This is a genomic window from Devosia sp. MC521 (assembly GCF_014127105.1).
Lineage (GTDB): Bacteria > Pseudomonadota > Alphaproteobacteria > Rhizobiales > Devosiaceae > Devosia.
In genome coordinates this window covers 3,288,756-3,314,531 of record NZ_CP059902.1, presented here as the reverse complement: position 1 = coordinate 3,314,531, position 25,776 = coordinate 3,288,756, and the positions used below count along the sequence as shown (strand labels likewise).

Sequence of the window (25,776 nt, the reverse complement as noted above, 5' to 3'; positions counted from 1 at the left end):
GGAGCTTCTGGTGATCGCCTTAAAGGTAGCCCAGCATGCGGTCCTGCTCTTGGCGCAGCGAAAATAGTCGCGTCGAGGTGTCGGGTTGCGCGTTGGCGGTGGTGATCAGGCTGCCCTTAGCGATAGGAGCGGTCACTCGTCCGCCTTCCAAAAGACCAACAGGGATGGCCTTGGCCGCCTGCGCGTCAGTAACGGTCATTGCATAAGAGCGGTAGCAGGTCTCACCAATCGCATCGAGGCTCTCGCCGGGCAGGAGATCGCGCTTGGCGACGGCACAGACTTCAGCCACTGGTCGTGGCAGAGGCACCATGTCTGGCCTGCCGTACATCATAATTCGTGCACAGGTGAGCGGCACTTCTAAGCTGGTCAGATGATATGGGCGGAAGAAGGCATAGTATGGCCCGTGCCCGATATGCAGATCATCCATGCGCTCGATAATGCGCGGGTGGTCTGCTTTCACGATCACAAATACGCCGGGTGCGACGCCCTTGCCGATGGTGAAATCAACCACGCCCATCTTGTTGAGGATGCCCCCGTCTTCTTTGGGGATCAGAACCTTGGCCATGTCATCACGGTGCGTTGCGGGGCCATGCATGCCCGGAACGTCAGGTACTAGGCCGGTGGCGTTGGCGATAGCGGTCATTTCCACGGCGGTTTTTGAACCGTCGACAAATTCCACCAACATGCGCGGGTTCATGTTCCGGCGCAGGGCTTCTTCGCGATAATCGTCGGGGACAGCATCGTGCTTAAGAGGATTGTTCTTGCCCTTACCAGCAGCAACAATGTCGAGGCCAAGTGCTGAAACGAACTCGATCAACTCCATGCATGAGCTTGGTTCATCGCCCGCGCCCACCGAATAAACAACGCCAAGGCGATCGGCCTGAGCCTTTAAGTAAGGTCCAATGGTGACGTCGGCTTCGACGTTCATCATCACTACATGCTTGCCGTGCTCCATGGCCATAAGGTCATAGTCGGCCGCGACGCCCGGCTTGCCCGTCGCATCAATAATCACGTCGATGTTGGGGGTCGTAACCAGCGTCTCGGCGTTGGTGATGGCGATCTTGCCCTGCTCAATGGCGGCTGTGGCCTGAGCTGGCGTTTCAGCTTCCTTGCCGCGACTATCATCGCCATAGGCGATTTTCATGGCGTCGAGCGCGGTGTGCGGACGACGCGTGGCAATGGCGGCCATCTCGACGCCCTGCATCAGGCTCATCTGGGTAACGAGGTCGGTGCCCATTTCACCCGAGCCAATAACCCCCACCCGGATGGTTTTACCTTGCTCAGCGCGAGCCGCGAGATCACGGGCAATGCCGGTGAGCGCTATTTTGGGGGCCATATGACTATTCCAATCTACGTTCCCTATGCCGATAGCGCGCAGATGGGAGCGGAGCAAGGTTTTCGCTCGAAACCTTTTCGACCAATTTGGCAGGCCGGGCGGGCCATAAGTGGCGTTCTATGCTGTGGATAGGGCTGACTGACTGACACGATTAGCAATTCCTCAACCTGTGCGGGCGATTATGGCAAGTGAAGACTTCGGGGGCTTGTCTCGCCTATGGCCATTTCAAATAGCATTTCGGTCGCCTTACCACCCATTATCGACCTCGATGCGCTAGATACCATACGCGATCGCCTCATCGACGCGATTGGTCTGGGCGCTGTTGTTGTCGATGCATCAGCGGTGGAACGTGTCTCCACCAATGCACTGTTTCTCTTGGTGAGCGCAGCTGAGACTGCACAGGTCCAGCAGACTGGGTTTGCCATTCAAAATGTAAGCGCAGCCATGAGTGTTGCGATTGAGAGACTGGGATTGAATGCCCGGTTTTCGGGGATGATAGAACAATGACGCTGCGTGTACTCACCGTCGACGACTCGCGAACGATTTTGGCCATGTTGCATCACACGTTGAGCAATGCGGGCTTTGAGGTCTTGCAAGCCGAAGACGGCCAGCAGGGACTTGATGTTCTCAAGAATGAGAGCGTCGATGTTGTCATCACCGACATCAATATGCCCGTCATGGACGGCATTGAGTTTATCAAGAACGTGCGCGCCACAGGCCAGCACAATAGCCTTCCAATTCTCATTCTTACCACTGAGACGAGCCAGGATAAGCGCGATCAGGGTAAGGCGGCCGGCGGTACCGGCTGGATCGTTAAGCCTTTCGACCCGGAAAAACTGATCTCCGTTATCAACCGCGTTGTCCACTAACACCCTATATGTCCGCCGAACACGCCGTTCAGCGGGCATTTGACTACCAAATGCCAGATGAGCCCAGAAGGGGCGAAGAGCGCGTATGAGTGATCTCGACGATTTCAAGGCAACCTATTTTGACGAATGTTCCGAGCTTCTAACCGAGCTTGAAGAACAGTTTGCTGCCATTGAAGAAGGCGAGCGTGGTTCCGATCGCCTCAATGCTGTCTTCCGGGCAATTCACTCGATCAAGGGCGGGGCAGGAGCTTTCGGCTTCTCTGCATTGGTGGGCTTCGCGCACGCCTATGAAACCCTGCTCGATTACGTTCGTGATGGCAGAGTAGAGCTCACCGACGAAGTTGCAGCCCTCTGTATCCGTGCCAATGATATCGTCGCGGATTATGTGAAGGCGGCGCAATTGGGGGAAGAACTTCCTCTCGATTACGGGTCAGAAGAAAAGTCCCGCTTTGACGCTTTGGCGCGCGGTGACACCTCTACCAGCGACGATGAAGACGATCTCAGCGGCGAGATTGTCGAAGAATTCGACCTTGAGTTTGTGCCAGTCATGGTCTCCATCGGCACAGACGACGCCAGCGACGATACGTTTGACGCCCCACCGATGGAGGACGTCGACGGAAGTTGGTCTATCCGCTTTACGCCGCATCGCGCCCTCTACGCGCGTGCCAATGATCCGCTGTTGCTCTTCCGCGAACTTGCTGCACTAGGCGAGATAAGCGTCACTGCGCATCTGGCTGAGATCTCGCAATTAGCGGATTTCGATCCTTTTGCTGTCTACTGCTCGTGGACGATTACGCTGAGCGGGCCTGACGTCAGCGAAATCTCCATTCGCGAAGTGTTCGAATTCGTCGACGGTGATTGTGAAATTATCATCTCGCGTGGCGGTGCTGCACCTGCGGCTCCGGTCAAAGCCATCGTGGCCGACGAAGAAGAAGACGCAGACTTTGCCAGTCTTTTGGCGCTGACCGAAGAAGAAATGGCCAGCAAGAAGGCTGTGGTTGTTCCATCCGCTGCGAAGGCTGAAGTTCCTGCTGCCGCTGAAGACGCGGGCCTAAGCTTCCTTGATCTCGCTGCTGAAATTAAGCCGGCAGCGCCTGTGGTTGCAGCGCGGCCCGTTGCTCCAACTGCGCCGAAGCCTCCTGCGGCTGCAGCGCCGACAGCGGCAAATGAACAAGAAGAGAGCCACCGACCTTCTGGTGTTCAGTCGATCCGCGTCGACCTTGATAAGGTTGATCGTGTTGTGAACATGGTGGGCGAGCTGGTGATAACGCAATCCATGCTGACCCAGCAAATGGATGAGACCCTGCGCGCCCGCTATACCGAGCTGGTCCGTGGTCTTGAAGTTCTGGCGCAGACCACTCGTGGTCTTCAGGACTCGGTCATGGCGATCCGTGCGCAACCCGTCAAATCGGTCTTTTCTCGTATGCCGCGGCTCGTACGCGAGCTGGCGATCAAAACCGGTAAGAAGATCAAGCTCGAAACCATCGGTGAAAACACCGAAATCGATAAGACGGTTATTGAGCAGCTTTCGGACCCGCTGACCCACATGATCCGAAATTCTGCGGACCATGGTATCGAGTCGCCAGAAAAGCGTCTTGCCGTTGGTAAGAACGAATTTGGTACCGTTCGTCTCTCGGCCGAACAGGCAGGCGGCAATATTCTGATTATCGTCGAAGATGATGGTGCTGGCATCAACCGTGACCGCGTGTTGCAGCTGGCTCGCGACAAGGGCATTGTTGCGCCAGACTTCACGCCGACTGATGAGCAGATTGATCAATTGATCTTTGCCCCTGGGTTCTCGACAGCGGATGCGGTGAGCGACATTTCTGGTCGCGGTGTGGGCATGGACGTGGTGCTCTCCAACATCAAAAAGATTGGTGGTTCGGTCCACGTCCGCAGCCGCACTGGCAAGGGCACGCGTATGACCTTGCGTCTGCCGCTGACACTGGCGGTACTCGATGTGATGTTGGTTCGACTGGGCGGTAGCCCTTACGTGGTCCCACTCTCTTCGATTGTTGAAACAATCCAGTGCTCGCGTGCAAGTTTTGACCGCGTTCCTTCTGGTGGTCGCGTGCTGCAGGTGCGTGGCGAATATGTGCAGGTGGCCGATCTTTGCCAGCGTTTTGGACTTCCGTCTGAAGTAAAGCCGGACGATCAGTTTGTTGTCTTGTGCGAGACCGAAGGCAGTCAAAAGCTGGCGCTGGTTGTGGACGACATTATCGGTCAGCAGCAAGTTGTTATCAAATCGCTTGAAGAGAACTTCGAGCGCGTCGAAGGCATCGCTGGTGGCACTATTCTGGGTGACGGCAATGTCGCTTTGATTGTTGATGTGCAAGGTCTGCGCACGACGCAACTTCATCAGAATGCCGCGTAGTCAGCACGTTAAGAAATTGTCGTCACCTTCGGGTGTAGAATTCAACCTCAGTTAGGTGCCCAGAAGGGCAGCAAAGGGCCAGAACAATGGAATCATTGAGCCTTCGAGATGATATGGGCGACAACACCGCTGTTGCCGGTCAAAACACCCTTCAGCTGATCGCATTTTCTATTGGCGATCAGACCTATGGTGTGGAGATTACCACGGTGCGCGAAATTCGCGCCTGGAACGGTGCAACCCCGCTGCCAAACACCCGTGAATTCGTACGTGGCGTGATCAACCTGCGTGGCACCATTGTTCCAATTTTTGACCTGCGCGCACGCTTTGGCGATGGTCAAACTTCGCCGACCAAAAACCATGTCGTGGTGGTGATGAGTGTTGGCGATAAGTGGGTCGGAATTCTCGTTGACGCTGTGAGTGATATTCTCACCGTCAACCGTGCCGACATTCACAATGTGCCAGAAGGCAATGCGATCGATACCGAGCTGCTCAATGGGATTGTGACCCACGATAGCCGTATGGTTGGGCTCATCGATCTACACGCCGTGGTTAGCGGTGCGCGTCTAGACGCATAAATAGCGTCGACATATAGTTTTGTGGAAAATTAGGCGCCCTGACCGGCGCCTTTTTTGTTGTCGATGTCAGGCGAGCGAAAGGCGCCGTTGGGCGCCGTCCGAAAAGCCTTAAAACAAATCGGCGTCGCCGCTCGAATGGTTTCTAGCGACTCCGGAAAGCTCTGGAACGCGCAGTTCATCCAGGGTGAGGCTTTCCCATATCTCCACATAGACACTTTCTGGTGCAGTGGGCGGCAGCAAAGCAAACTGGCGAGCGGCAAGAGCGATATTGCGGCACCGCTGCTCGATCCGGTCCTGTCCTTGCAGCGCGGTGATGATCAGGTGAACGGCTTGTTTCACCTTAGGGTCATCTCCAAGCGGCTTTTGTGCGAGTAGGGTCAACGCCTGCGAAATACCTTCGAGCATTTCGGACGTCTGGCGTCCGGTCTCGTCGAGTTCTCTAGCGAGTTTTTGCAGCGACATTGAAAGTCTTCCTGGCACCGATAGCACACCCTAACGTGAAATTCTGAATCTCACGTTTCACCGATGCACACTTGGGGAGGCTCGTAAGGGGTGGTTAGCGTTTGGCTAACATTAGTCCGCTATCATCATGACGGAATAGCCTCAAGAGTAATACCACTTTCATGGTCCTCCCCAGTTCCTTGCCGCCAGAATTTGATCGTGGCGTGGTAACCTCCGTGCATCAGGGAGATTGCCATGTCTCATCTGATCCGAATGTGACCTTTTCGACCGTGTTGGGATCGTGCATTTCCGCCTGTGTTCGGGATCGCGTAGCTAATATTGGCGGTATGAACCACTTTTTGCTCGCCGAGCAGTCAGGGTCTTCGCGAGACCGGTTTGGTGCTTCTGCCCGCTATGGCGCCTTCGCCATGGAGCAGCTTATCAACAAGGTTTTGTCTGCTGGCACGGGGTATAAGCCAAACCTCGAGATCAAGGTCTTCGGCGGTGGCAAAATTGCGACGACATTGGACGATGTTGGCGCCAAGAACATCGAGTTCATCCGTTCGTTTCTCCATGACGAAGGTTATATAACGACGAGTGAAGATCTGGGCGGGTCCTATGCCCGCCGCGTGTTGTTCAAGCCCCATTCTGGGAGAGCTTTTGTAAAGCGTCTTGACGCCGATGTCGGTGCGAACGTTGCAAGAGAAGAATTGGCGATTGCACGTCGTCGGGTGGTTGTTCCTGCGCCAGCGGTGGATATCGAACTTTTTTAACCGCTGTTACCCAGAAATTACGGCCCACCATGGGGCTATAGGATTGGTTAACCATTTTTGACGTATGGTTAACGCTATGACGGTCAAGAGTGTGCAGCCCCCCGCTTCATTATCACCCGGTTGCTTCCAGCGACTGGCCGTCTCTACATCTGCAATGTGGTTGGTCGGTGGAGCGCTTAGCGCAGGTCTTTATGTTGCAATGGGACCCGGTTCTCTCTGGCTGAGCACGGTTGGTGGAACTGCCGCTTTTTGTGTCGCCGGGTCCGTGTTTCTGGCCAATAGATTAGCGCAAACCAGCCGACGAGATCTCGCAAGACTGGGACAAACCGTTGGTCTGAGCGAACGTGCTGATGAGCTCGACACAATCGCCGCGATGAGCGCGCGACTAGCGCAGCGCGTTGAGGTTGCGCACAGCTATCAGCAAGCACTCGTGCATTTGGACAGTGCGATTTCGATCGTTGATAGTTTCGGCAAGGTGACCGCCCTTAGTCGCGGACTACGGGAGCTGGTGCCCGCGGCTAAGGTTGGAGACAGTATCGAGACCGTATTGGGGCCCGGCGCATCGACACGGGATTTCCTCATGCTCGGTGGTATTCGTATGAATACCAATCGTTATTCCTTGCCAGGTGGTGGCTACGCCCTCGAAATAAAACCGACCGGGCAGTTGGTCCAGCATGATGATTTGGACGCGTTAGCTGGCGCTTTGGCGAGTGGGCAGACCGGCTTCCGGTTTGATGTCTCGTCTATCAAACACGCTCCCGGGCTGTCGGCAATTAATGAGGCGTTGGGCATGATGGGCGAAGGCTTAGCTCAGCTCCAAAGCACCATAGCTGGTAAGAGCGAAAAGCTCCGCAATCCAAATCTGCCTTTTGCCGAGCAGAGCCAACAGGTTCTAGATCTACTTTCCGCCTTTGACGACTTCCATGATGATCAGATCAACACGCGCGAAGCGCTCGAGACCAAGCTGTCGACAGTCAAGCAACTGCTTGGCCAGTTTGAAGAGCGCGCGCGAGAGTTTGAGGCGAAAGCTGATCTGGGACGCCAAGCTTTGGCTGAGGGGGTAACAAAGCTCAAGGCAATGGAAGCGCGGGTTCAAGACGCCGCGCGCAAGGCAGGAGATGCGCGCTCCCTTGCCAGCCAAGCCGACAAATCTGCACAGCGGACACATGAATTTGTCGCCGAGCTGGACCGTCTAACTGCCGAGATTGATCGCATGACGGCAGGGATTGAGGATGTTTCTTTCCGTACCAATCTTCTCGCACTCAACGCGGCCGTAGAAGCGGCGCGAGCCGGTGAAAAAGGCGCGGGTTTTGCCGTTGTGGCAGACGAGGTCCGTCAGCTTAGTAAGCTTACCAATCGTTCAGCCAAAGACATACGTGTTGTCGCGGATCAGGGCCGGACGCAGGCACGTGCGGGCCTTGAGGAGGCTGATGCGCTGCAAAATATCACCAAGGCACTGCAAGATAATTTACGCAATCTAAGCAATGAGTCGGCGACTATGCACACAGAGGGTAGCGTCACAGACATGCCCACCCGGGCAGAATTGGCCCGGACGACCGCTAATGGCCGCCTTGGGATCACCCCGATGCGGGCCGCCGGATAGAAGTCCGGCTGGAGAGGGTAAAAATGGAGCAGGGAGAATATTCCCTGAGCGAACGCGAGTTCGCGCGGATCAAGGCGCGGGTCTACACCGTCGCTGGCATTTCTCTAAGTGATGCGAAGCGGACGCTGGTTATTTCCCGCCTGTCCAAGATCCTGCGTGCTCATGGTTTGCCCAGTTTTGACGCCTATGTCGATTTCCTTGAAAAAGGGGGCTCGGCCGAGGATAGTCAGGAGTTCGTCAATGCGTTGACGACCAATTTGACGCGCTTTTATCGCGAAGACCATCACTTTGATCATCTGCGCCAATTTGTGGGCAATCTGATCAATGAGCGTCCACGCGGCCAGCGTCTGCGCATATGGTCGGCGGGTTGCTCAACAGGTCAAGAGCCTTACACGATCGGCCTCGACCTCTTGGTGGCGTTTCCTGAGTTGAAGCGTTGGGATTTTAAAATTCTGGCAACAGACATCGACACGTCCGTGATTCAGAAGGCGTCGATGGGTGTCTACCCAGAGAGTGAATTGGCCGGGTTGAGCGCCGAACGCTCACGTCATTTCGAAAAATCCAACGGCATGATCCGCGTTCCGCAAGCGGTCCGCGAACTCATTTCCTTCAAGCAGTTGAACCTCATTGGCCAGTGGCCGATGAAGGGCCCGTTTGATGCGATTTTTTGCCGAAACGTCGCGATTTACTTTGACAAGCCGACGCAAGGCGAGGTGTTCTCGCGCTTAGGTAAAATGCTGGCGCCAGAGGGATTTCTCTACATCGGGCACTCAGAAAATCTGGGAACGAGTGGTGAGGCTTTCCGGCTGGTTGGTAAGACGATTTACCAGTCCCGCGAGAAACTGAATAGAAGAGCTGCATAAATGAGCATCAAGGTTTTGGTCGTCGACGACTCGGCGCTCATCCGCGAAGTGCTCGGCCGGATGCTAACCCGCGAGGGTGATATCGAAGTCGTTGGCACAGCAGTGGATCCTCTGGAAGCGCGCGATAAGATCAAGCAACTCAATCCCGACGTGGTCACGCTTGATATTGAAATGCCAAACATGAACGGGTTGGCATTTCTCGAAAAACTCATGCGCTTGCGCCCCACGCCTGTGGTCATGGTCTCAACCTTGACCAAAAAAGGGGCGAGTGAAACGCTTCTCGCGCTTGAACTCGGCGCGGTGGATTTCGTCGCCAAGCCGAGCGCTGAGTTCTCGGGTGGGCTCGAGGCCTTCGGCGCCGGTCTGCGCGAAAAAATCCGCGCAGCTGCCAAGTCCGACGTTCGTGGGCGAACTGCTGCGCGTGGAGAACCGGTGCGCAAAGAAGCCCTACGCACCGCTGCGGCCCCTAAGGGGGCGTTGATCGCTATCGGCGCGTCGACGGGTGGGGTTGAGGCGATCCGGACGGTTTTGTCTGATCTGCCAATTGATTGTCCACCGGTTGTCATTGCCCAACACATGCCGCCCGGTTTTACCGGACGTTTCGCCGCCCGACTGGATGAGCTTTGTGCGTTAAAAGTTCTGGAGGCTGAAGACCGAATGGTTCTTGAGCCGGGCCACGCTTACGTTGCCAAAGGGGACTATCACCTGCGTGTCGAGCGGACATCTGGGCAGCTGAAATGCCGCCTTGGGCAGGAAGCACAGACGAGTGGACACCGTCCAAGTGTGGACGTGCTGTTTGAATCTGTAGCGAAGAGCGTCGGTCATATGGCGGTTGGGGCAATTCTGACCGGCATGGGACGCGATGGGGCTCGCGGCCTGAAAATGATGCGTGACGCGGGTGCCTATACTGTTGGGCAAAACCAGGCGTCGTCGCTGGTCTACGGCATGCCACGTGTTGCCTTTGAAGAGGGCGCTGTGGTTGAGCAGGCTAGTATTAACCTGATCGCGACAAAGCTCGCCAACGCTCTGGCAAAGCTCAAATCAGCAGCGTAGCTTCGGTCAAGATTGAGATAATTGTAACCCTTGTTCTCTAAGGTCCAAGGAAACTCTGGGGCTCCACCCCAAGGCGTGTAGAAGGTTTAAAGTCCATGCCCAAGGCAAGCGCTGTCAGTGTTCTGATCGTCGATGACCAGCAGTCCATGCGCGGCATCTGTAAGTACATTCTTACTCAGCTTGGCTTCAAAGACATTATTGAAGCCAAGTCAGGTCGCGACGCTCTGACCAAGCTCGAAAAGGCCAATGTCGATCTGATCATTTCCGACTGGAACATGGAAGATATCGACGGGTTGACCTTGTTGAAGGTCATTCGCAAGCATCCGCGTACAGCGGCTATGCCGTTCATTATGGCAACCGGCCGTTCTGACAAAGAACAGGTCAAGGAAGCCATTTCGTTTGGTGTAAACAATTACATCATCAAGCCATTCGATGCTTCGACGATGAAAAAGCGCATCGAAGCCGTAATTGGCGCGCTGACGTAAACGCGGTTTTAAATCAAAGATTTGTACACACCCGGCCTTACCAAGGTCGGGTGTTTTTCTTTGACTGTCATGAGCTTGCTGCGACAAAAATTCACACTTTCGTCGCGATTGTAAGAAGTGCTTAAGGTGAGACTTATATCGTTACCATGCTCATGGGGATGATGAGCAAAATATACTGCGGGGTCTGAGATAAGCGCTGGAGGTTTGCGCTTATCGATTGGGCTCGGGCAGGTATGGGGGGCGTTATGGGATTGTTTCCGCAACTTAAAGTTGCGCAGAAGCTGCCGCTTGCTGTCGTTGGTTCAGCATTGGTAGTTAGCGCTGGCGTTGGTTTTGCGAGCTATTTTATTGGTTTGAACACCGTGCAGTCGCAGCGGGACCTGTCCATGCAGGCCTCTCTCAGCACGGCCGCGACGCAAGTCAGCGACTATTTCACTGCAGCTGAAGTGGATTTGCGCCTGTTCGTGCAGCGGTCCGATACGGTCACAGCCACCAAAAACCTAACTCGGGCGCTCGATGAGCTGCGGATGGGCTTGGCAGAGAAAGCCGCTGCCCAACTCAAGGTCGCCTATATTACCGAAAATCCGACGCCCGAAAATCGCGCGGCGACCGACAGTACCCCCAAAGGGGCAACTTACGACGCGCCCCACAAGCGGTATCATCCCGGCTTCCGAACACTGCAGCAAGAGCGCGGCTACTCAGACGTTTTGTTGATCAGCGCGTCCGGCGATGTGGTTTACTCGGTCGCCAAGAACGACGATTTTGCCAACAATGTGCTGACAGATCGCGCTTCTCAGGAGTCTGGCCTAGGGAAGGCCTTTGCCAGCGCACGAGAGCTTAAGGATGGTCAAGCCAGCTTTGTCGATTTTTCGCTCTATTCGCCGACCGGTACGCCGCAGAGTTTTATGGCGATGCCTGTGTTTGAGCGTGACCAGAACGTCGGTGTCATGGTCTTGTCGATCGCTCCCGATGCGATGAGCGCACGCGTTGGTGCCCTTTCCGGATTGGGGGAAAGCGGGGAGGTTGTGGTTGTTGGCAAGGACGGACTTTTGCGCAGCGAAAGTGTCCACACAGAAGAGCTTGATGTGCTCAACACTGCGCTCGACACCCCTCTGATCGCAGCTGCCTTTGCGGGCAGTAGCGCCGAAGGCATTTCCAATAGTTACCGCAATGCGGCCATGGTCGTGCGGGCGCAAGCCATATCCGTCAACGGCGTGGATTGGGCTGTTGTAGCTGTGCAGCCCGAGAAGGAAGCCTACGCAGCGGTCGACGAGATGCGCAACTCGACGCTTTTAATCGGTGGTGCCTTGTTGGGCATTGCGGCGGTGCTCGGCTTGGTGTTCGCCCGCAGCATCAGCCAACCCATCAGTAAACTCACGAGGACGATGGACGAACTCGCGGGCGGACGTCTCGATTCTGAGGTCGAAGGAGCGGATCGCGGCGATGAAATTGGCGCAATGGCGCGTTCCGTCGAAGTTTTCCGAGCCAATGCTATGCGTGTCAGCGAAATGACCGAGGCAGAGGCCGCACGTATTATTTCAAGCCAGGCAGAACGTGCACAAATGATGCAGCAGCTGCAACGGGCGTTTGGACGAGTGGTGTCGGCAGCAACTTCAGGTGACTTTGGGCAGCGTGTCGGGGCAGAATTTCCTGATGACGAGCTCAATGCACTCGCACATGCTGTCAACGAACTGGTCGAAACCGTCGATCGCGGCATAGCTGAAACTGGGAAAGTGCTTTCGGCACTGGCGCAGACCGATCTGACCCTTCGGATGGAGGGCGACTACGAAGGAGCGTTCGCGCGCCTGCAGAATGACACCAACGCAGTCGCTGATAAACTGACTGACATCGTTGGGCAGTTGCGTTCGACATCTGGCACGCTGAAAACGGCAACAGGCGAGATACTCTCTGGCGCGAATGACCTTTCCGAGCGCACCACGCGCCAGGCAGCAACTATCGAAGAAACGTCGGCTACAATGGATCAGTTGGCGTCCACGGTGTTGATGAATGCCAATCGCGCGAGCGAAGCGAGTGATGTAGCGAGCTCAGTTACTCAAACCGCTGAACAAGGCGGTCAGGTAATGGGCAAGGCGACGGAGGCCATGGAGCGCATTACTCAGTCTTCGTCCAAGATTTCAAATATCATCGGGTTGATCGACGATATTGCGTTCCAAACCAATCTGCTTGCACTCAATGCCTCGGTCGAGGCGGCCCGCGCGGGCGAGGCTGGTAAGGGTTTTGCCGTCGTTGCCGTCGAGGTTCGCCGTTTGGCTCAGTCTGCGGCTCAGGCGTCTTCCGACGTCAAACAATTGGTCGAACAGAGTGCGCAAGAGGTGAAGGGTGGCTCGCGCCTGGTGGCTGACGCGGCACATCATCTTCAGAATATTCTTACCGCCGCTCGATCATCCAGCGCGTTGATGAATGGCATTGCGGTGCAAAGCCGTGAACAGGCCTCGTCCATTGAGGAGGTCAATTCTGCGGTCCGCACGATGGACGAGATGACCCAGAGTAACGCTGCACTGGTTGAGCAAATGAATGCTTCGATCGAGAGAACGGAAAACCAAGCCAGCGAACTGGATCGTATTGTTGATATATTTGCGATCAGCAATCGTCAGCGCCAGGAGCCCACTGCAAGCCTCGCGACAACGGCGGGCGTGCGCGGATTGCAAGCCAATCTGTCTCGCAAGGCTCGGAGCTATCTGCGGCCTAGCAATGCTGCTTTCGAAGAGGAGTGGCGGGAGTTTTGATTGCGATGCGGGGGCCGGATCGCAATAACAAAAATAGGCAAATCTGATAAAAATAGCCGATGAGAGTAGTTTAGAACTATTCAGTAAGGTGTTTGACTTAAGGTTTGCCGCAATGGGCCAATGAGCGATATGTCCGCGCTTGGCCGTGGGGGACAGAAATGAAAAAAATCTCTCAACTGCTTGGCAGTGTGCGCATGACTACGAGCATTTTGCTCCTCGTCATGGTCTCAATCATTGGCTCGGTTGGTGCTATATCTCATACACTTTACCTGACCATGCATCAGCGCTCGATCGACGAGAGCGAAATACAGCAAGACACCAATCTTGCTGTTGCAGCGACCATTTTAGAGCGCCGAATATCGGGCTCCATTTTGACCATGGCAGAGGATGGAAGCATTGTTTCTTTCCAAAGCTGGGCTGTGCCGCCTTTTTACGACAACGATGTCATCGACAGCGTGAGCCGCGTCACCAAGCAAGACGCCGCTATCTATGTTTTGGAAAAGGAGACCGGCGATCTGGTCGCTAAGACCACGACACTCCTGGCGGCCGATGGGTCTCGCGCTATAGATGCGAAGATTACCAGTGGCGATCCAACTCTTGCCTTGCTCGGGCAAGGTGAAACCATTCGCTCGCAGATGACTTTGCAGGGCGTGCCTTACCTTGTCGCCATTCAGCCTATTGTTGGCACCAAGGGTGACATGATGGGTGCTATCTTGGTTGGCACGCCAATGGCAAACGTCAATGCTGCTGCAGGCGAGGTTCTCGGCGTTATTGGCATGGTCGGTATTCCCGTCACCATCGTCTTTGCTCTGTTGGGTTTTGTCTCATCGCGCCTCATTTCTCGACCCATACCGCGTTTGGCAAAGACTATGGATGTGATTGCCGAGGGCAATTACGACATCGAGGTGCCCTATACCGGCTTCAAGAACGAAGTGGGGGCAATGGCCCGCGCGGTCGAAGTCTTCCGCGAAAATGGTCTGCGCGTTAGCCAAATGACTGAAGCGGAAGCTGCGCGTATCGTGGCTGATGAGGATGCTCGTCGCGCGATGATGGCCAATTTGCAAGATGCCTTCGGGCAGGTCGTGGATGCCGCTATTGCTGGAGACTTCTCGCGTCGCGTTAAGACAGAGTTCCCAGACGCAGAGCTCAATGCTCTGGCTGGAGGCGTAAACAAGCTCGTTGGTGCCTTTGATCACGGTGTCAGTGAAATTGGCACAGTGCTCTCTGCCATGGCCGAGGCTGATTTTACCCTTCGCATGGAAGGTGAATTCGAAGGCGCTTTCGCCAAGCTGCGTGAAGATACAGATGCCGTTGCTGACAAGCTCGGCGAGGTCGTTAGCCAGCTTCGCCACACGTCCGGCTCTATCAAGAATGCAACCGGCGAACTCCTCTCAGGGGCGAATGACCTGTCGGAGCGCACCACACGTCAGGCTGCGACGATTGAGGAAACATCCGCGGCTATGGAGCAGTTCGCCTCCACAGTGCTTTCAAATGCGGAGCGGGCGAGCATTGCGAGCCAGAATGCCTCCAAGGTCACCAAGACCGCAGAAGAGGGCGGCCGCGTAATGGAATCGGCCAATGAGGCGATGGACCGGATCACTCAGTCTTCGTCCAAGATTTCCAACATCATCGGTTTGATCGACGATATCGCCTTCCAAACCAATTTGTTGGCGCTGAACGCTTCGGTGGAAGCCGCACGTGCTGGCGAGGCTGGCAAGGGGTTTGCCGTGGTTGCGGTAGAAGTGCGCCGTTTGGCTCAGTCGGCGGCGCAAGCCTCGTCCGAGGTCAAGGTATTGATCGATCAGTCCAGCTCTGAAGTCGCAACTGGCTCCAAGCTCGTCAATGACGCGGCAAGCAAGCTTGCGAGCGTGCTGGACGCGATCCGCGAAAATACCAAGGCGCTGGAGACCATAGCTCAGCAGAGTTCGGAGCAGGCAAATTCCATTGAGGAAGTCAGTTCCGCGGTGCGTCAGCTCGATGAAATGACCCAGCATAACGCTGCCTTGGTCGAAGAGACTAACGCCGCTATTGCTCAGGCTGAATCGCAGGCGAATGAACTTGACTTGATTGTCGAAGTCTTCGCTGTCGATGCTGTAGTTGCACCTGCGCATCATCGTAGTGAAGCGAGCGTAATGAGGCCTACGGCGACTGAGCGCCCGTCGCGTCAATATTCCTCTCGTGGCCCAAGTTCTCAAGGAAATCTTGCGGTCTCGCAAGATTGGAACGACTTCTAACGTCAGTGTCTATGAGTGTTTAATCTTTAACGCGGGTCAGCGATGGCTCGCGTTATTTTTTCCGTAATAACAGTTGGTTAAGCCCCTTTATCCTAGTTTGGGGTTAAACAGCTCAACCGCCTTTGGAACGTGGGGTCGGAGGGCGGGAACATATTGGGGACTGGTCTATAGCTATGCAAATTTTCGGCAAAATCCGCATGACCGCTCTCATCGCCACATTGGTGATTTCGGGCATTCTTTTATCGACGGCAGCTGTCTGTACGGCCACATATATTACGCTGAGCAATCAATCTCGCGCTGACGCAATGGTCACGCTCGAGAACCATATGCGCACCGCTGTTTCTCTGATCAGCAGCGAGATGGCCTCGACCAAGGTCGAGTGGAATGAAGATGGCAGCGTGAGCCGCGTGACAGCATTTTCGATGCCGCGTGTTTTCATCAACCACAACATCATCGACTCTGTTGTCCGTCTTACCGGTGGCACAGCGATGATTTACGGCGCGGAACAAGCGGGCCAGCCACTGAACGTTCTGACATCGAGCTTTGTAGAGGAAAGCGGAGAACGTAGCCTAGGATCGACATTTGCGGAAGCCGACCCTGCCTATAACCCGGTTGTGACCAGCGGTTCCTATCGGGGCGAGGGTTCCTATGGCGACGTTGGCTACTATATCGGCTATCAGGCGATCACAAATCACCAGAACGACGTCATCGGCGTCATCTTTGTCGGCCTCGATAAGGATCAAATCGAAGCTGGCATTCAGCAGACATTGTGGATTTTGCTGATTGTTGGCGCGGTCACCTTGGTTGTTCTGGGTGTGCTCGGCTATCTGGTTTCGTCGCTGATCATGTCGACCATTCCCAAGCTGGCAACGACCATGAACGCGATCGCCAAGGGCGCGTACGAAACCGATGTACCCTATGTTCAGTACACCAATGAAGTTGGTGATATGGCGCGTGCGGTCGAGGTTTTCCGCGAAAATGGTCTGCGTGTGAACGCTATGACGGAAGAAGAACGCGCTGCTTCGGAGCGCCGCCGTATCGAGCGCACCGACATGATGGTCGAGTTGCAGGCGGCTTTTGGCGAAGTGGTGGACGCCGCTATTGCTGGCGACTTCACCAAGCGCGTTCATGCCGAATTCCCTGATCGTGAGCTCAATGCTCTGGCCGCTAGTGTCAACTCGCTGGTTGAGACTGTCGACCGTGGTATCGGCGAGACCGGCGATGTGCTGGCGGCGATGGCCAAGGCCGACTTCACCCGCCGTATGAACGGTCAGTACCAGGGTTCGTTTGCCAAGCTCAAAGAAGACACCAACGCCGTGGCAGAGAGCCTCTCGGATGTTATCGGGCAGCTGCGCGAAACCTCGCGTACGCTCAAGACAGCAACTGGCGAACTGCTCTCCGGCACCAATGATTTGTCCGAACGCACCACCAAACAGGCGGCGACGATCGAGCAAACCTCTGCTGCGATGGAACAGCTGGCAAGCACCGTGCAGGATAACGCCCGCATGGCTGACGACGCCAACGCTTCGGCCAATGCTGTGTCCGCCGATGCGGAGCGCAACGGAAAGATGATGGAAACGGCAAATGACGCGATGGATCGCATTGCTCAGTCTTCCGCCAAGATTTCCAACATTGTGGGCATGATAGATGACATTGCCTTCCAGACCAATTTGCTGGCACTGAATGCTTCGGTTGAAGCGGCGCGTGCGGGCGAAGCGGGCAAGGGCTTTGCGGTGGTCGCTGTCGAAGTGCGTCGTCTAGCGCAGTCTGCAGCTGAGGCTTCGGCCGAAGTGAAGGCACTGATCGAAACCAGTGCAAAGGAAGTCAAATCAGGCTCGGATCTCGTGTCGAGTGCAGCCAAGCAGCTTAAGGCAATGCTGGGCGCGGTGACCGAGAATGCCGTCCTGATGCAGTCGATTGCCAAGGCCAGCAAGGCCCAGGCCGCTGCAATTGACGAAGTCGGTGTCGCAGTGCGAACGCTCGATCAAATGACTCAGCATAACGCGGCTCTTGTGGAAGAGACGAATGCTGCCATCGAGCAGACCGAAGCACAGGCTAGCGAACTCGACCGTGTTGTGGATGTGTTTACAATCCAACAGTCTGAGCAAAAGCGGGCTGCACCCGCGAAACGTGAAGCGGCGGGTTCGGCTCCGGTTCAGCGTGACCGCGTTAAGAGTGCGGCACGCTCTTACCTCAGCCAGGGCGGCACAGCGCTGAACGCCGACTGGAGCGAGTTCTAAGCATCGTTGAATCCAAGATTTCCCATTGAGGGCGCCACGGCGCCCTCTTTTTGTATTTATGGTTAATGCCTAGTTAACGGCGAACTTACTGACTGCCCTTGAACAAAAAAGATCGCTGTTAGCTAACAGAACTTGAGTGGCTAACGCCGCACTCACCTGGAAGTGGCGCTGGGCGGACCAGCGCCACAAAAGTCTTAGTTAACCATCCTCCTCCAGTCTTTTCGTGCACGGCCGGTGTGCCGCCGGTCCAAAGGGGCATGGGCATGAGACGGTTTTCTTTTGGGCAGAACAGTAGCAAGGACGACGCAGCCAAACTTGCGGCTCTGCTGAGAAGTCAGGCAGTTATCGAGTTTGAACTCGATGGCACGATCATCACCGCAAACGAGAACTTCCTAAAGGCCTTGGGGTATGGGCTCGATGAAGTGCGGGGCAAGCACCACTCCATGTTTTGCGCCCCCGAATACGTAAAAAGTCCAGCATACAAAAACTTCTGGGCTGACCTCGGCAAAGGTGAGTTCAAATCCGACGCCTTCCAACGCTTTGGTAAGGGTGGGCGGGAGGTTTGGATACAAGCCAGCTACAGTCCGGTATTCGATGCGAACGGTCGGCCAGTAAAGGTGATTAAGTTCGCCACCGATATTACCGAGCAGCGACAGATGGCGGCTGACCATGCAGCTCAAATCGAAGCGATCTCACGCGTGCAGGCCGTGATATCGTTTAACCTTGACGGCACTGTCATCACTGCCAACGCCAATTTTCTCACGACGCTCGGCTACAGTTTGGCCGAGATCGCGGGAAAACATCATTCCATGTTTTGTGATCCCGCTTACACAAGGACGAACGAATACGCTCAGTTCTGGCAGCGCTTGCGGTCCGGCGAATATGTGGCAGCCGAGTTCCAGCGGTTCGGTAAGGGCGGGAAAGAAGTGTGGATCCAGGCGAGCTATAACCCTGTGCTCGATGCCGCTGGTCGCGTCTCGAAAATTGTCAAGTTTGCCACCGACATTAGCGAGCGCAAGCGTGCCGAGGGCGTCATAAACGAACTCACAAAAAGCCTACGAATGATGGCGCAGGGCGATTTATCTGGCCATATCGATCACGTTTATACAGGCCAGTATGAGGCCTTGCGTCACGCGTTCAACTCATCGCTTGGGCGGTTGCAGGAGATCGTTGAGGGAATGCGTACCACCTCGCGCTCGTTAAAAATTGCCACGGGTGAAATCCTCTCGGGGGCCAACGACCTCTCAGAACGCACGACCCGGCAAGCGGCCACCATTGAAGAAACATCGGCCTCGGTGGAGCAACTCACAGGAGCTGTCACTGAAAACGCTAAGCGTGCCGCCAGTGCCAACGAAAAAGCGCGTCACGTGGTCTCTGTGGCAATCGATGGTGGGACAGTGATGGGTCGGGCAACCGAGGCCATGACCGCGATCGAGGCATCGTCGACCAAAATCTCGAAAATCATCGGTCTCATTGATGACATTGCTTTCCAGACCAACCTTCTGGCACTCAACGCCTCGGTTGAGGCAGCACGGGCTGGCGAAGCCGGCAAGGGGTTTGCCGTTGTTGCTATTGAAGTGCGGCGGCTCGCTCAGTCGGCTGCGCAAGCGTCGTCAGATGTTAAAGTTTTGATCGAGGCCAGCGAGGGCGAGGTGCGCGGCGGATCGCAATTGGTATCAAAGGCGGCTGATCGTCTCGCGGACATTGTCAAAGGCGCCGAAGAGAGCGCAACACTCATCGACGAAATTGCCACTGCGAACCGGGAGCAATCTGCCTCCTTGGTCGAGGTATCTGTCGCCGTGCGGCAGATGGATGAGATGACCCAGCACAATGCCGCGCTCGTCGAAGAGACCAACGCTGCTATTGAGCAAACTGAAACACAAGCGGCAGCCCTGGATGATCTGGTTGCCGTATTTAAAAGCGACGGGGCGGGCACAGCAGAGCACGCGTTTCAGCAAAGCCTGCGTGCTGCAGAGTAAAGCACAGGTGTTGTCGCAGCAGTGGGCGGCGACTGCGCGGTTCTGCACCTAAATCTTTGATTTGTCCCATTTCACGAGCGGTAAATAACTCCGTGTTTACCCTCGTCGTTTAGCGCTGTGGGTTGGTTGATCCAGATCAAGATGTTCGCATCTGGAATGGTGAACTGATCCAGCGGATCTAAACTATGGTGTCTGACTTGCCTTCGAACATTCCTGCCGCGCTGCAAACTCGCCTGGACTTTATTGACCTGAACAAAGATGCGCGTGCGCAGCTGGCCAGTATTCAGCCAACCATTGAAAAGCATGTCGGTCCAGCGCTGGATCATTTTTATGACAAGGTCGCTAAAGAACCTGAAGTGGCCCGTTTCTTCGGTGGTGGTCGCCCGCACATGGATCGCGCCAAGTCACGTCAAATTGGCCATTGGAGCGCGATTGCCGCTGGTCAGCTTGACGCCGAATATATGGAAAACAGCGCCAAGGTTGGCTTGCGGCACGCCCTGATCGGGTTGGAGCCGCGCTGGCACATTGGTGGTTATGGCGTTATTTTTGAAACCTTGCTCAAGAATGTCGTCCAGGATTTGATGACCGAGGTCATGCAGCCCAAGAAGGGGCGCTTTGGCCGTATGGTGCCACCGAGCTGCGATCAGGTCATGGCAGGCGCGGCCGACGTTTCCGACAAGGTTGTCGCGATGATGAAGTCGATGCTGATCGACATCGACATTGGTGTGACGGCCTATTTCGATAAGCTCACCTCGGATGCGCAGGAAGCTGAAGCGGCGTCCCGTGAGAAAATTCATCAGGCGATGGACGCTACGGGTAAGGTTTTGCGCGGCGTTGCAACCGGCGATTTGACCCAGCGTGTTACTGAAGATCTGGACCCGCAGTTTGATCAACTCAAGCAGGATACCAATGCGGTGGTGGACAAGCTTGACGACATTGTTGGTCAGCTCCAGCACACATCGCGCTCTTTGAAGACGGCTACGAGTGAAATCTTGGCTGGCACCAACGATCTGGCCGATCGCACGACACGCCAGGCAGCTGCGATTGAACAAACATCTGCCTCCGTTGAGCAGTTGTCGGCAGCAGTCTTGGAAAATGCTACCCGCGCAAATGACGCCAGCGGGAAGGCGCGTTCTGTCGCTCAGGACGCCATTGAAGGCGGCAATGTGATGGCCGACGCGACCAAGGCAATGGACGCAATTCGTCAGTCGTCTGCGAAAATCTCCAACATCATCGGCATGATCGATGACATCGCGTTCCAAACCAATTTGTTGGCATTGAACGCCTCTGTCGAAGCCGCGCGTGCTGGTGAAGCGGGTAAGGGTTTCGCCGTGGTTGCGGTTGAAGTTCGTCGCTTGGCGCAGAGCACAGCCAATGCTTCCGCCGAAGTGAAGACGCTTATTGAAGCGAGTGCGAACGAAGTTCGCGGCGGCAATTTGCTGGTGTCTAAGGCGGCCGAAACCCTTGAGGCGATACAGGGCGGTGCTGAAGAGAGCGCTAGCCTAATTGACTCGATCGCGCTGGCTAATCGTGAGCAATCGACCGCTCTTCGCGAAGTGACCACGGCTGTCCGCCAGATGGACGAGATGACCCAACACAATGCAGCACTGGTTGAAGAAACCAATGCTGCCATTGAGCAGACAGAAGCTCAGGCGAGCGAGCTTGACGTGATCGTGGATGTGTTCCGTCTCAATGATCGTGCCGGGCGTGCGCCGATGAGCGAACAGCGCCGCAGACGTGGGGGTGCTCCACTCCAAACGAGTGGTAATACCGCGCTCGCCAATAACTGGGATGAATTCTAACCCCTGCTCAACGAATATCCGTTGCTCGCTGTCCCCTTTTAAGGGCTAAAAGAGAGCAACGGAGACTTCTTATGGCGCATATTGGCCTTGTGGCCCACGACGACAAAAAAGATGACCTCTGCCGGTGGGCGGAGGTTCATAAGGATAAGCTGGCTCAACACGAGCTCTGGGGCACCGGGACAACCGGTAGCCGTATTATGGCCGCAACCGGTCTAGACGTTAAACTGCTTAAATCTGGGCCTCTCGGCGGCGATCAACAGCTTGGTGCAATGATCTGCGAAGGGCGCTTGGACATGTTGATCTTCTTTATTGATCCCCTGTCAGCGCAACCTCATGATGTTGATATCAAAGCGCTAAACCGCCTAGCGACGTTATACGACGTGCCCTTTGCCAATAATAAATCGACAGCTGACGCGGTATTGGCTGCACTTTGACTAAGTGGCCCCGGTTGACCGGTTCGCAATCGTATGAACAGATGCCTGAAGACAGCTCGGAATAACCGGGCGCAATAGTTTGTTCAGGAACATCGGGGCTCTCGGGAACTTGTCCTCCGACTTAGTTATTGACGTTCAAAACGTCAGCAAGAGTTTTGGCGGCCTCAAGGCCGTCAATAACTGCTCACTCTCCGTCAGGCGCGGCTCTATCACTGGGCTGATCGGGCCTAACGGTGCCGGGAAATCGACACTCTTCAATATAGTCGCCGGGAACATTGTTCCTGATAGCGGACAGGTCATATTTGATGATCAGGACGTTACAGGGATGAAGCCACATGCCCTTTTCCGTATTGGCATGTTGCGCACGTTTCAGATTGCGCATGAATTCAGCCAGATGAGCGCTCTAGAGAACCTGATGATGGTTCCGGGCGACCAGCCGGGTGAAAGCTTGCTCGACAATTGGCTGCGGCCCAGATTGGTGCGTAGCCGAGAAACCGAAGTGCGCAAAAAGGCGTTGGAAGTCATCGACTTCCTCAAGCTCGGACATGTCCGCGACGAATTGGCTGGCAATCTCTCCGGGGGGCAGAAAAAGCTCCTAGAGCTTGGTCGTACGATGATGGTGGATGCCAAAGTCGTCCTGCTGGACGAGGTTGCTGCTGGCGTCAACAAGACGTTGCTCAATGATCTGGCGGACAATATCGAGCGCATGAACCGCGAGCTTGGCTACACCTTCTTTGTCATCGAGCATGACATGGACCTCATCGGGCGCATGTGTAATCCGGTGATCGTCATGGCACAGGGCGAAAAGATCGCCGAGGGGCCGATGAGCGAAATTCGCGCAAACCCTGCCATTGTTGAGGCCTATTTTGGCTCCCCGGTAGAGGTAGCAAACTAATGGCGTTGATCGAATTAAAGCACGTCGTTGGCGGCTATGGTGGCGCGCCCATTCTCAATGGCGTCGACATGGCGATTGAGCAGAGCGATATCGGTGTCATCGTTGGGCCTAATGGCGCGGGAAAGTCGACCACTCTCAAGGCCATATTTGGCCTGCTTAAAGTTACAGGTGGAACGATCGAATTTGGTGGCGAGAATATCGCCAATTCGCTCCCCGATAAGCTCGTGCCTAAGGGGCTGAGTTTCGTGCCCCAAGAGAAAAACGTTTTTACTTCTATGACTGTTGAAGAAAATCTCGAGATGGGCGCATTTACCCGTAGCGACGATTTCTCCGGCACGTTGAGTTGGGTTTACGACATGTTCCCAGTGCTCAAGGAAAAACGCCGTCAACCTGCCGGTGAGCTTTCTGGTGGGCAACGTCAAATGGTGGCCATGGGTCGGGCACTGATGAGCAAGCCCAGCCTCCTCATGCTTGATGAGCCTTCCGCAGGCTTGTCGCCGCGCTATGTCATCGAGATTTTTGAAACCATTGTGCGCGTCAACAAAGAGGGCGTCGGCATATTGATGGTGGAGCAAAACGCCCGGCAGGCTTTGGCCTTTGCCTCTAAGGGCTTTGTTCTGGCGCAGGGGCAGAACCGCTTCACAGGCACTGGACCGGAGCTGATCGCAGATCCGGAAGTGGCCAAGAGTTTCCTGGGGGGCTAGGCGTGGACGAGCTTATTTTCTTTATCAACCGCGCTCTGATTTCCGGAACCGTTCTGGGATCGATCTATGCGCTGGGCGCCATCGGCGTGACGCTGGTTTTCGGCATTCTTCGCTTTGCGCACTTCGCCCATGGCGACATGATGACCATGGGGGCTTTTATCGCCTTCTTATTGGCATCGGCCATGGCGGCGATGGGCATTATCTTGCCATTGCCGATGGCGTTCATTGTTTTGCCGGTGGCTATGGTCATCACAGCGTTCTTGGCGCTGGGGATCGATAAAGGCTTTTACGCGCCTTTGCGCGCCCGCGGGGCAAAGCCGGTGACGCTGCTTATCGCATCCATCGGCGTGACGCTGATGATTCAAGGCCTTGTGCGTCTCATCTTCGGGTCGAGCACGCGCCAATTGTATGTGGAAGGCGAAACCAAAGATATCTTCCGCTTCGATATGAGCTGGGCCGGGGGCACGCGCCCCATCAGCATCACCGAGCCGCAGATCATCATGTTTGTGGTTACAGCCTTGATCGTTGTCGCCCTGCATTTCTTCCTAACCCGCTCGCGACTGGGTAAGGCGATGCGCGCGATGGCGGATAATGCAGACCTTGCGCAGGTTTCTGGAATCAATACCGCCCTTGTTGTTCGCGTTACTTGGGTGATTGCGGGCTCGCTCGCGTGTGTTGCTGGAACCATGCTGGCACTCGACGTCGCCCTTATGCCGGACCTCGCTTTCAATATTGTGTTGCCTATCTTTGCGGCGGCGATCGTTGGCGGGCTCGGCCACGCCTATGGGGCAATCGTGGGCGGGTTCTTGATTGCTTTTGCCGAAACGCTGGCAGTGTTCAACTGGACTGCTGTTTTGCGGCCTCTCAACGCCTTCTTGCCCGGAGGCATGGAGCTGCCGTCAAACCTGGCCCTCGTCCCAACCGAATATAAGCTCACAGTCGCTTTTGTGATTTTGGTGATTACGCTGCTCGTGCGCCCGACCGGTATTTTTAAGGGAGCATCGACATGAGCGCGTCGCCCTCTTCACTATCCAAAATTTGGGAAGACCCGGTACGGCGTGGCATTGCCTTGTTTGCGGCAATGTTCGTCCTGGTGTTGCTCGTGGGCCTTGTTCAGGGGACCGCGTCTATCCTGCTGATTTTGACGCAGGCGACCGCCTTTGCCCTGATCGCACTGGGCCTCAATATTCAGTGGGGCTATGGCGGATTGTTCAATTTTGCCATCATGGGCTTTCTCATGGTCGGTGGTGCCTCGACCGTGTTCCTCTCCTATCCCGTCAACATGGCGTTTTGGGAAAGTGACGGCCCGTTGATGTTGGGTCGCGCTGTGCTCGCGTTCCTCATTGCCGTTGCGCTGGTGTGGGCGGCGCGAAAAGTGGATCGTCTTGGTATTACCGGTAAAGCGCGCACCGCCATTGTCGCCTTGGCATGGTTCGTCGGCTACATCATCTATCGGACCCAAATTGACCCCGCTGCGACCTATATAGAATCGACCGCTGGCTTTGTGGGGGGCTTGGGTCTGCACCCAATCTTGGGCTGGGCTTTCGGTGGTTTGGTGTCGGCGGTTATTGCCTTCTATGTTGGCAAGATCAGCCTTGGCCTGCGGACCGACTACCTGGCGATTGCGACGATCGGCATTTCCGAAATCATCCGGGCGCTGATCAAAAATATGGATTGGCTAACCCGTGGCACCATGACCGTGTCGCCCATGCCTTGGCCAACCCCACTGCCACAACAGTTGCAGGCGGCAGGCGCTTCGATCCCGGAAAGCTTTATCTACGCGCGCGTTATGTTCCTCGTTGTCTGCGTTGCCATCTTGATTGGCGCGTTCTTCCTCGTGCAGCGTGCCTACGGTGGGCCGTGGGGCCGGATGATGCGGGCGATCCGCGACAACCATATTTCCGCGGGCTCCATGGGCAAGGATGTCACTGGACGCCAGTTGGAGCTGTTCGTCTTCGGCTCCATCCTGATGGGCATCGGCGGCGCTATGCTCGCAACGTTCACCCAGATCTTTGACCCCTCAGGTTACCAGCCGATCAACCACACGTTCATGGTGTGGGTGATGGTGATCGTTGGCGGGGCCGGAAATAACTGGGGCGTCGTGCTTGGCGCGTTCCTGATCTACATCATTTGGATCATCTCGGACCCGCTCGCGCAGATGATCTTCCTCAATCTCTCGGTCATTACGGAGCAGATGGGGTGGGGCGCTATCCCAGAAATCGACAGCCGAGCCCTGCAAATGCGCGTGTTTGTCTTGGGTGTGGTGATCACTATCGCGCTGCGCTACGCGCCCAAGGGGTTGATCCCCGAAGTGGTCAAACGCAGTTAGCGTAGTGACATGCTGGACAAGAACGGCTCGGCAGAAAACT

General features: G+C 55.6%; 21 protein-coding genes. 19 read left to right on the top strand and 2 right to left on the bottom strand.

The genetic code is table 11. The features are described from left to right. Positions 1-19: 19 nt before the first annotated feature. Complete coding sequence (locus tag H4N61_RS16005) at positions 20-1,336, bottom strand: NAD(P)H-dependent oxidoreductase (RefSeq protein ID WP_182394460.1); 1,317 nt, start codon at positions 1,334-1,336, stop codon at positions 20-22. A gap of 216 nt (positions 1,337-1,552) precedes the next feature. Here H4N61_RS16005 and H4N61_RS16000 point away from each other — a divergent pair, with 216 nt between their 5' ends. The 4 genes from H4N61_RS16000 to H4N61_RS15985 all read left to right on the top strand — a co-directional run bounded on the left by H4N61_RS16000 (position 1,553) and on the right by H4N61_RS15985 (position 5,154). Beyond that, positions 1,553-1,843, top strand: coding sequence for an STAS domain-containing protein (locus H4N61_RS16000; protein WP_182394459.1), 291 nt, complete (start codon positions 1,553-1,555; stop codon positions 1,841-1,843). After that, complete coding sequence (locus tag H4N61_RS15995) at positions 1,840-2,205, top strand: response regulator (protein WP_169195583.1); 366 nt, start codon at positions 1,840-1,842, stop codon at positions 2,203-2,205. Before H4N61_RS16000 ends, H4N61_RS15995 begins: the two co-directional genes overlap by 4 nt. Before the next feature lie 85 nt (positions 2,206-2,290). Further along, the gene (locus H4N61_RS15990; protein ID WP_182394458.1) at positions 2,291-4,579 is read left to right on the top strand and encodes a chemotaxis protein CheA; all 2,289 of its coding nucleotides are present in this window, start codon (positions 2,291-2,293) and stop codon (positions 4,577-4,579) included. Positions 4,580-4,665: 86 nt separating this feature from the next. Then, positions 4,666-5,154 (top strand): chemotaxis protein CheW, encoded by a 489-nt coding sequence (locus H4N61_RS15985; RefSeq protein ID WP_169195580.1) that lies wholly within the window; start codon positions 4,666-4,668, stop codon positions 5,152-5,154. Positions 5,155-5,262: 108 nt separating this feature from the next. Here H4N61_RS15985 and H4N61_RS15980 read toward each other — a convergent pair whose 3' ends face one another. Next, the gene (locus H4N61_RS15980; protein WP_169195578.1) at positions 5,263-5,616 is read right to left on the bottom strand and encodes a hypothetical protein; all 354 of its coding nucleotides are present in this window, start codon (positions 5,614-5,616) and stop codon (positions 5,263-5,265) included. Between the two features lie 254 nt (positions 5,617-5,870). On the opposite strand from H4N61_RS15980, the gene H4N61_RS15975 reads away from it, so the two are divergent. From H4N61_RS15975 to H4N61_RS15905, 15 genes are all read left to right on the top strand, one after another. Next, a complete protein-coding gene (locus H4N61_RS15975; RefSeq protein ID WP_210271236.1) occupies positions 5,871-6,368 on the top strand; it encodes a chemotaxis protein CheD in 498 nt (165 codons plus the stop codon). Positions 6,369-6,567: 199 nt separating this feature from the next. Beyond that, positions 6,568-7,971: a methyl-accepting chemotaxis protein gene (locus H4N61_RS18400; protein ID WP_248306532.1), complete on the top strand. Its 1,404-nt coding sequence runs from the start codon at positions 6,568-6,570 to the stop codon at positions 7,969-7,971. Between the two features lie 23 nt (positions 7,972-7,994). Beyond that, the gene (locus tag H4N61_RS15965) at positions 7,995-8,834 is read left to right on the top strand and encodes a protein-glutamate O-methyltransferase CheR (protein ID WP_169195575.1); all 840 of its coding nucleotides are present in this window, start codon (positions 7,995-7,997) and stop codon (positions 8,832-8,834) included. After that, complete coding sequence (locus H4N61_RS15960) at positions 8,835-9,887, top strand: chemotaxis response regulator protein-glutamate methylesterase (protein ID WP_169195574.1); 1,053 nt, start codon at positions 8,835-8,837, stop codon at positions 9,885-9,887. A 95-nt stretch (positions 9,888-9,982) separates the two neighbouring features. Next, positions 9,983-10,372, top strand: coding sequence for a response regulator (locus H4N61_RS15955; protein WP_169195573.1), 390 nt, complete (start codon positions 9,983-9,985; stop codon positions 10,370-10,372). A gap of 245 nt (positions 10,373-10,617) precedes the next feature. Continuing rightward, on the top strand, positions 10,618-13,119 hold the full coding sequence (locus H4N61_RS18395) for a methyl-accepting chemotaxis protein (RefSeq protein WP_248306531.1): 2,502 nt from the start codon (positions 10,618-10,620) through the stop codon (positions 13,117-13,119). 194 nt (positions 13,120-13,313) lie between these two features. After that, positions 13,314-15,353, top strand: coding sequence for a methyl-accepting chemotaxis protein (locus H4N61_RS15945; protein ID WP_169195620.1), 2,040 nt, complete (start codon positions 13,314-13,316; stop codon positions 15,351-15,353). 197 nt (positions 15,354-15,550) lie between these two features. Beyond that, the gene (locus H4N61_RS15940) at positions 15,551-17,593 is read left to right on the top strand and encodes a methyl-accepting chemotaxis protein (protein ID WP_182394457.1); all 2,043 of its coding nucleotides are present in this window, start codon (positions 15,551-15,553) and stop codon (positions 17,591-17,593) included. A gap of 263 nt (positions 17,594-17,856) precedes the next feature. Continuing rightward, positions 17,857-19,572: a methyl-accepting chemotaxis protein gene (locus H4N61_RS15935; RefSeq protein WP_248305998.1), complete on the top strand. Its 1,716-nt coding sequence runs from the start codon at positions 17,857-17,859 to the stop codon at positions 19,570-19,572. A gap of 185 nt (positions 19,573-19,757) precedes the next feature. Continuing rightward, positions 19,758-21,374, top strand: a complete 1,617-nt coding sequence (locus tag H4N61_RS15930; RefSeq protein ID WP_248306530.1) for a globin-coupled sensor protein — start codon at positions 19,758-19,760, stop codon at positions 21,372-21,374. Positions 21,375-21,445: 71 nt separating this feature from the next. After that, a complete protein-coding gene (locus H4N61_RS15925; protein WP_169195568.1) occupies positions 21,446-21,808 on the top strand; it encodes a methylglyoxal synthase in 363 nt (120 codons plus the stop codon). 79 nt (positions 21,809-21,887) lie between these two features. Then, positions 21,888-22,703 (top strand): ABC transporter ATP-binding protein, encoded by an 816-nt coding sequence (locus tag H4N61_RS15920; RefSeq protein WP_349236466.1) that lies wholly within the window; start codon positions 21,888-21,890, stop codon positions 22,701-22,703. Then, entirely contained in the window at positions 22,703-23,407 is a 705-nt protein-coding gene (locus tag H4N61_RS15915; protein ID WP_169195566.1) for an ABC transporter ATP-binding protein, read from the top strand. Before H4N61_RS15920 ends, H4N61_RS15915 begins: the two co-directional genes overlap by 1 nt. Positions 23,408-23,409: 2 nt before the next feature. Further along, positions 23,410-24,417 carry a branched-chain amino acid ABC transporter permease gene (locus H4N61_RS15910; protein WP_182394456.1) on the top strand — a complete coding sequence of 336 codons (1,008 nt, stop codon included), beginning with the start codon at positions 23,410-23,412 and terminating at the stop codon, positions 24,415-24,417. Continuing rightward, positions 24,414-25,736: a branched-chain amino acid ABC transporter permease gene (locus H4N61_RS15905; protein ID WP_182394455.1), complete on the top strand. Its 1,323-nt coding sequence runs from the start codon at positions 24,414-24,416 to the stop codon at positions 25,734-25,736. The genes H4N61_RS15910 and H4N61_RS15905 overlap by 4 nt, the downstream gene beginning before the upstream one ends. Positions 25,737-25,776 lie beyond the last annotated feature (40 nt).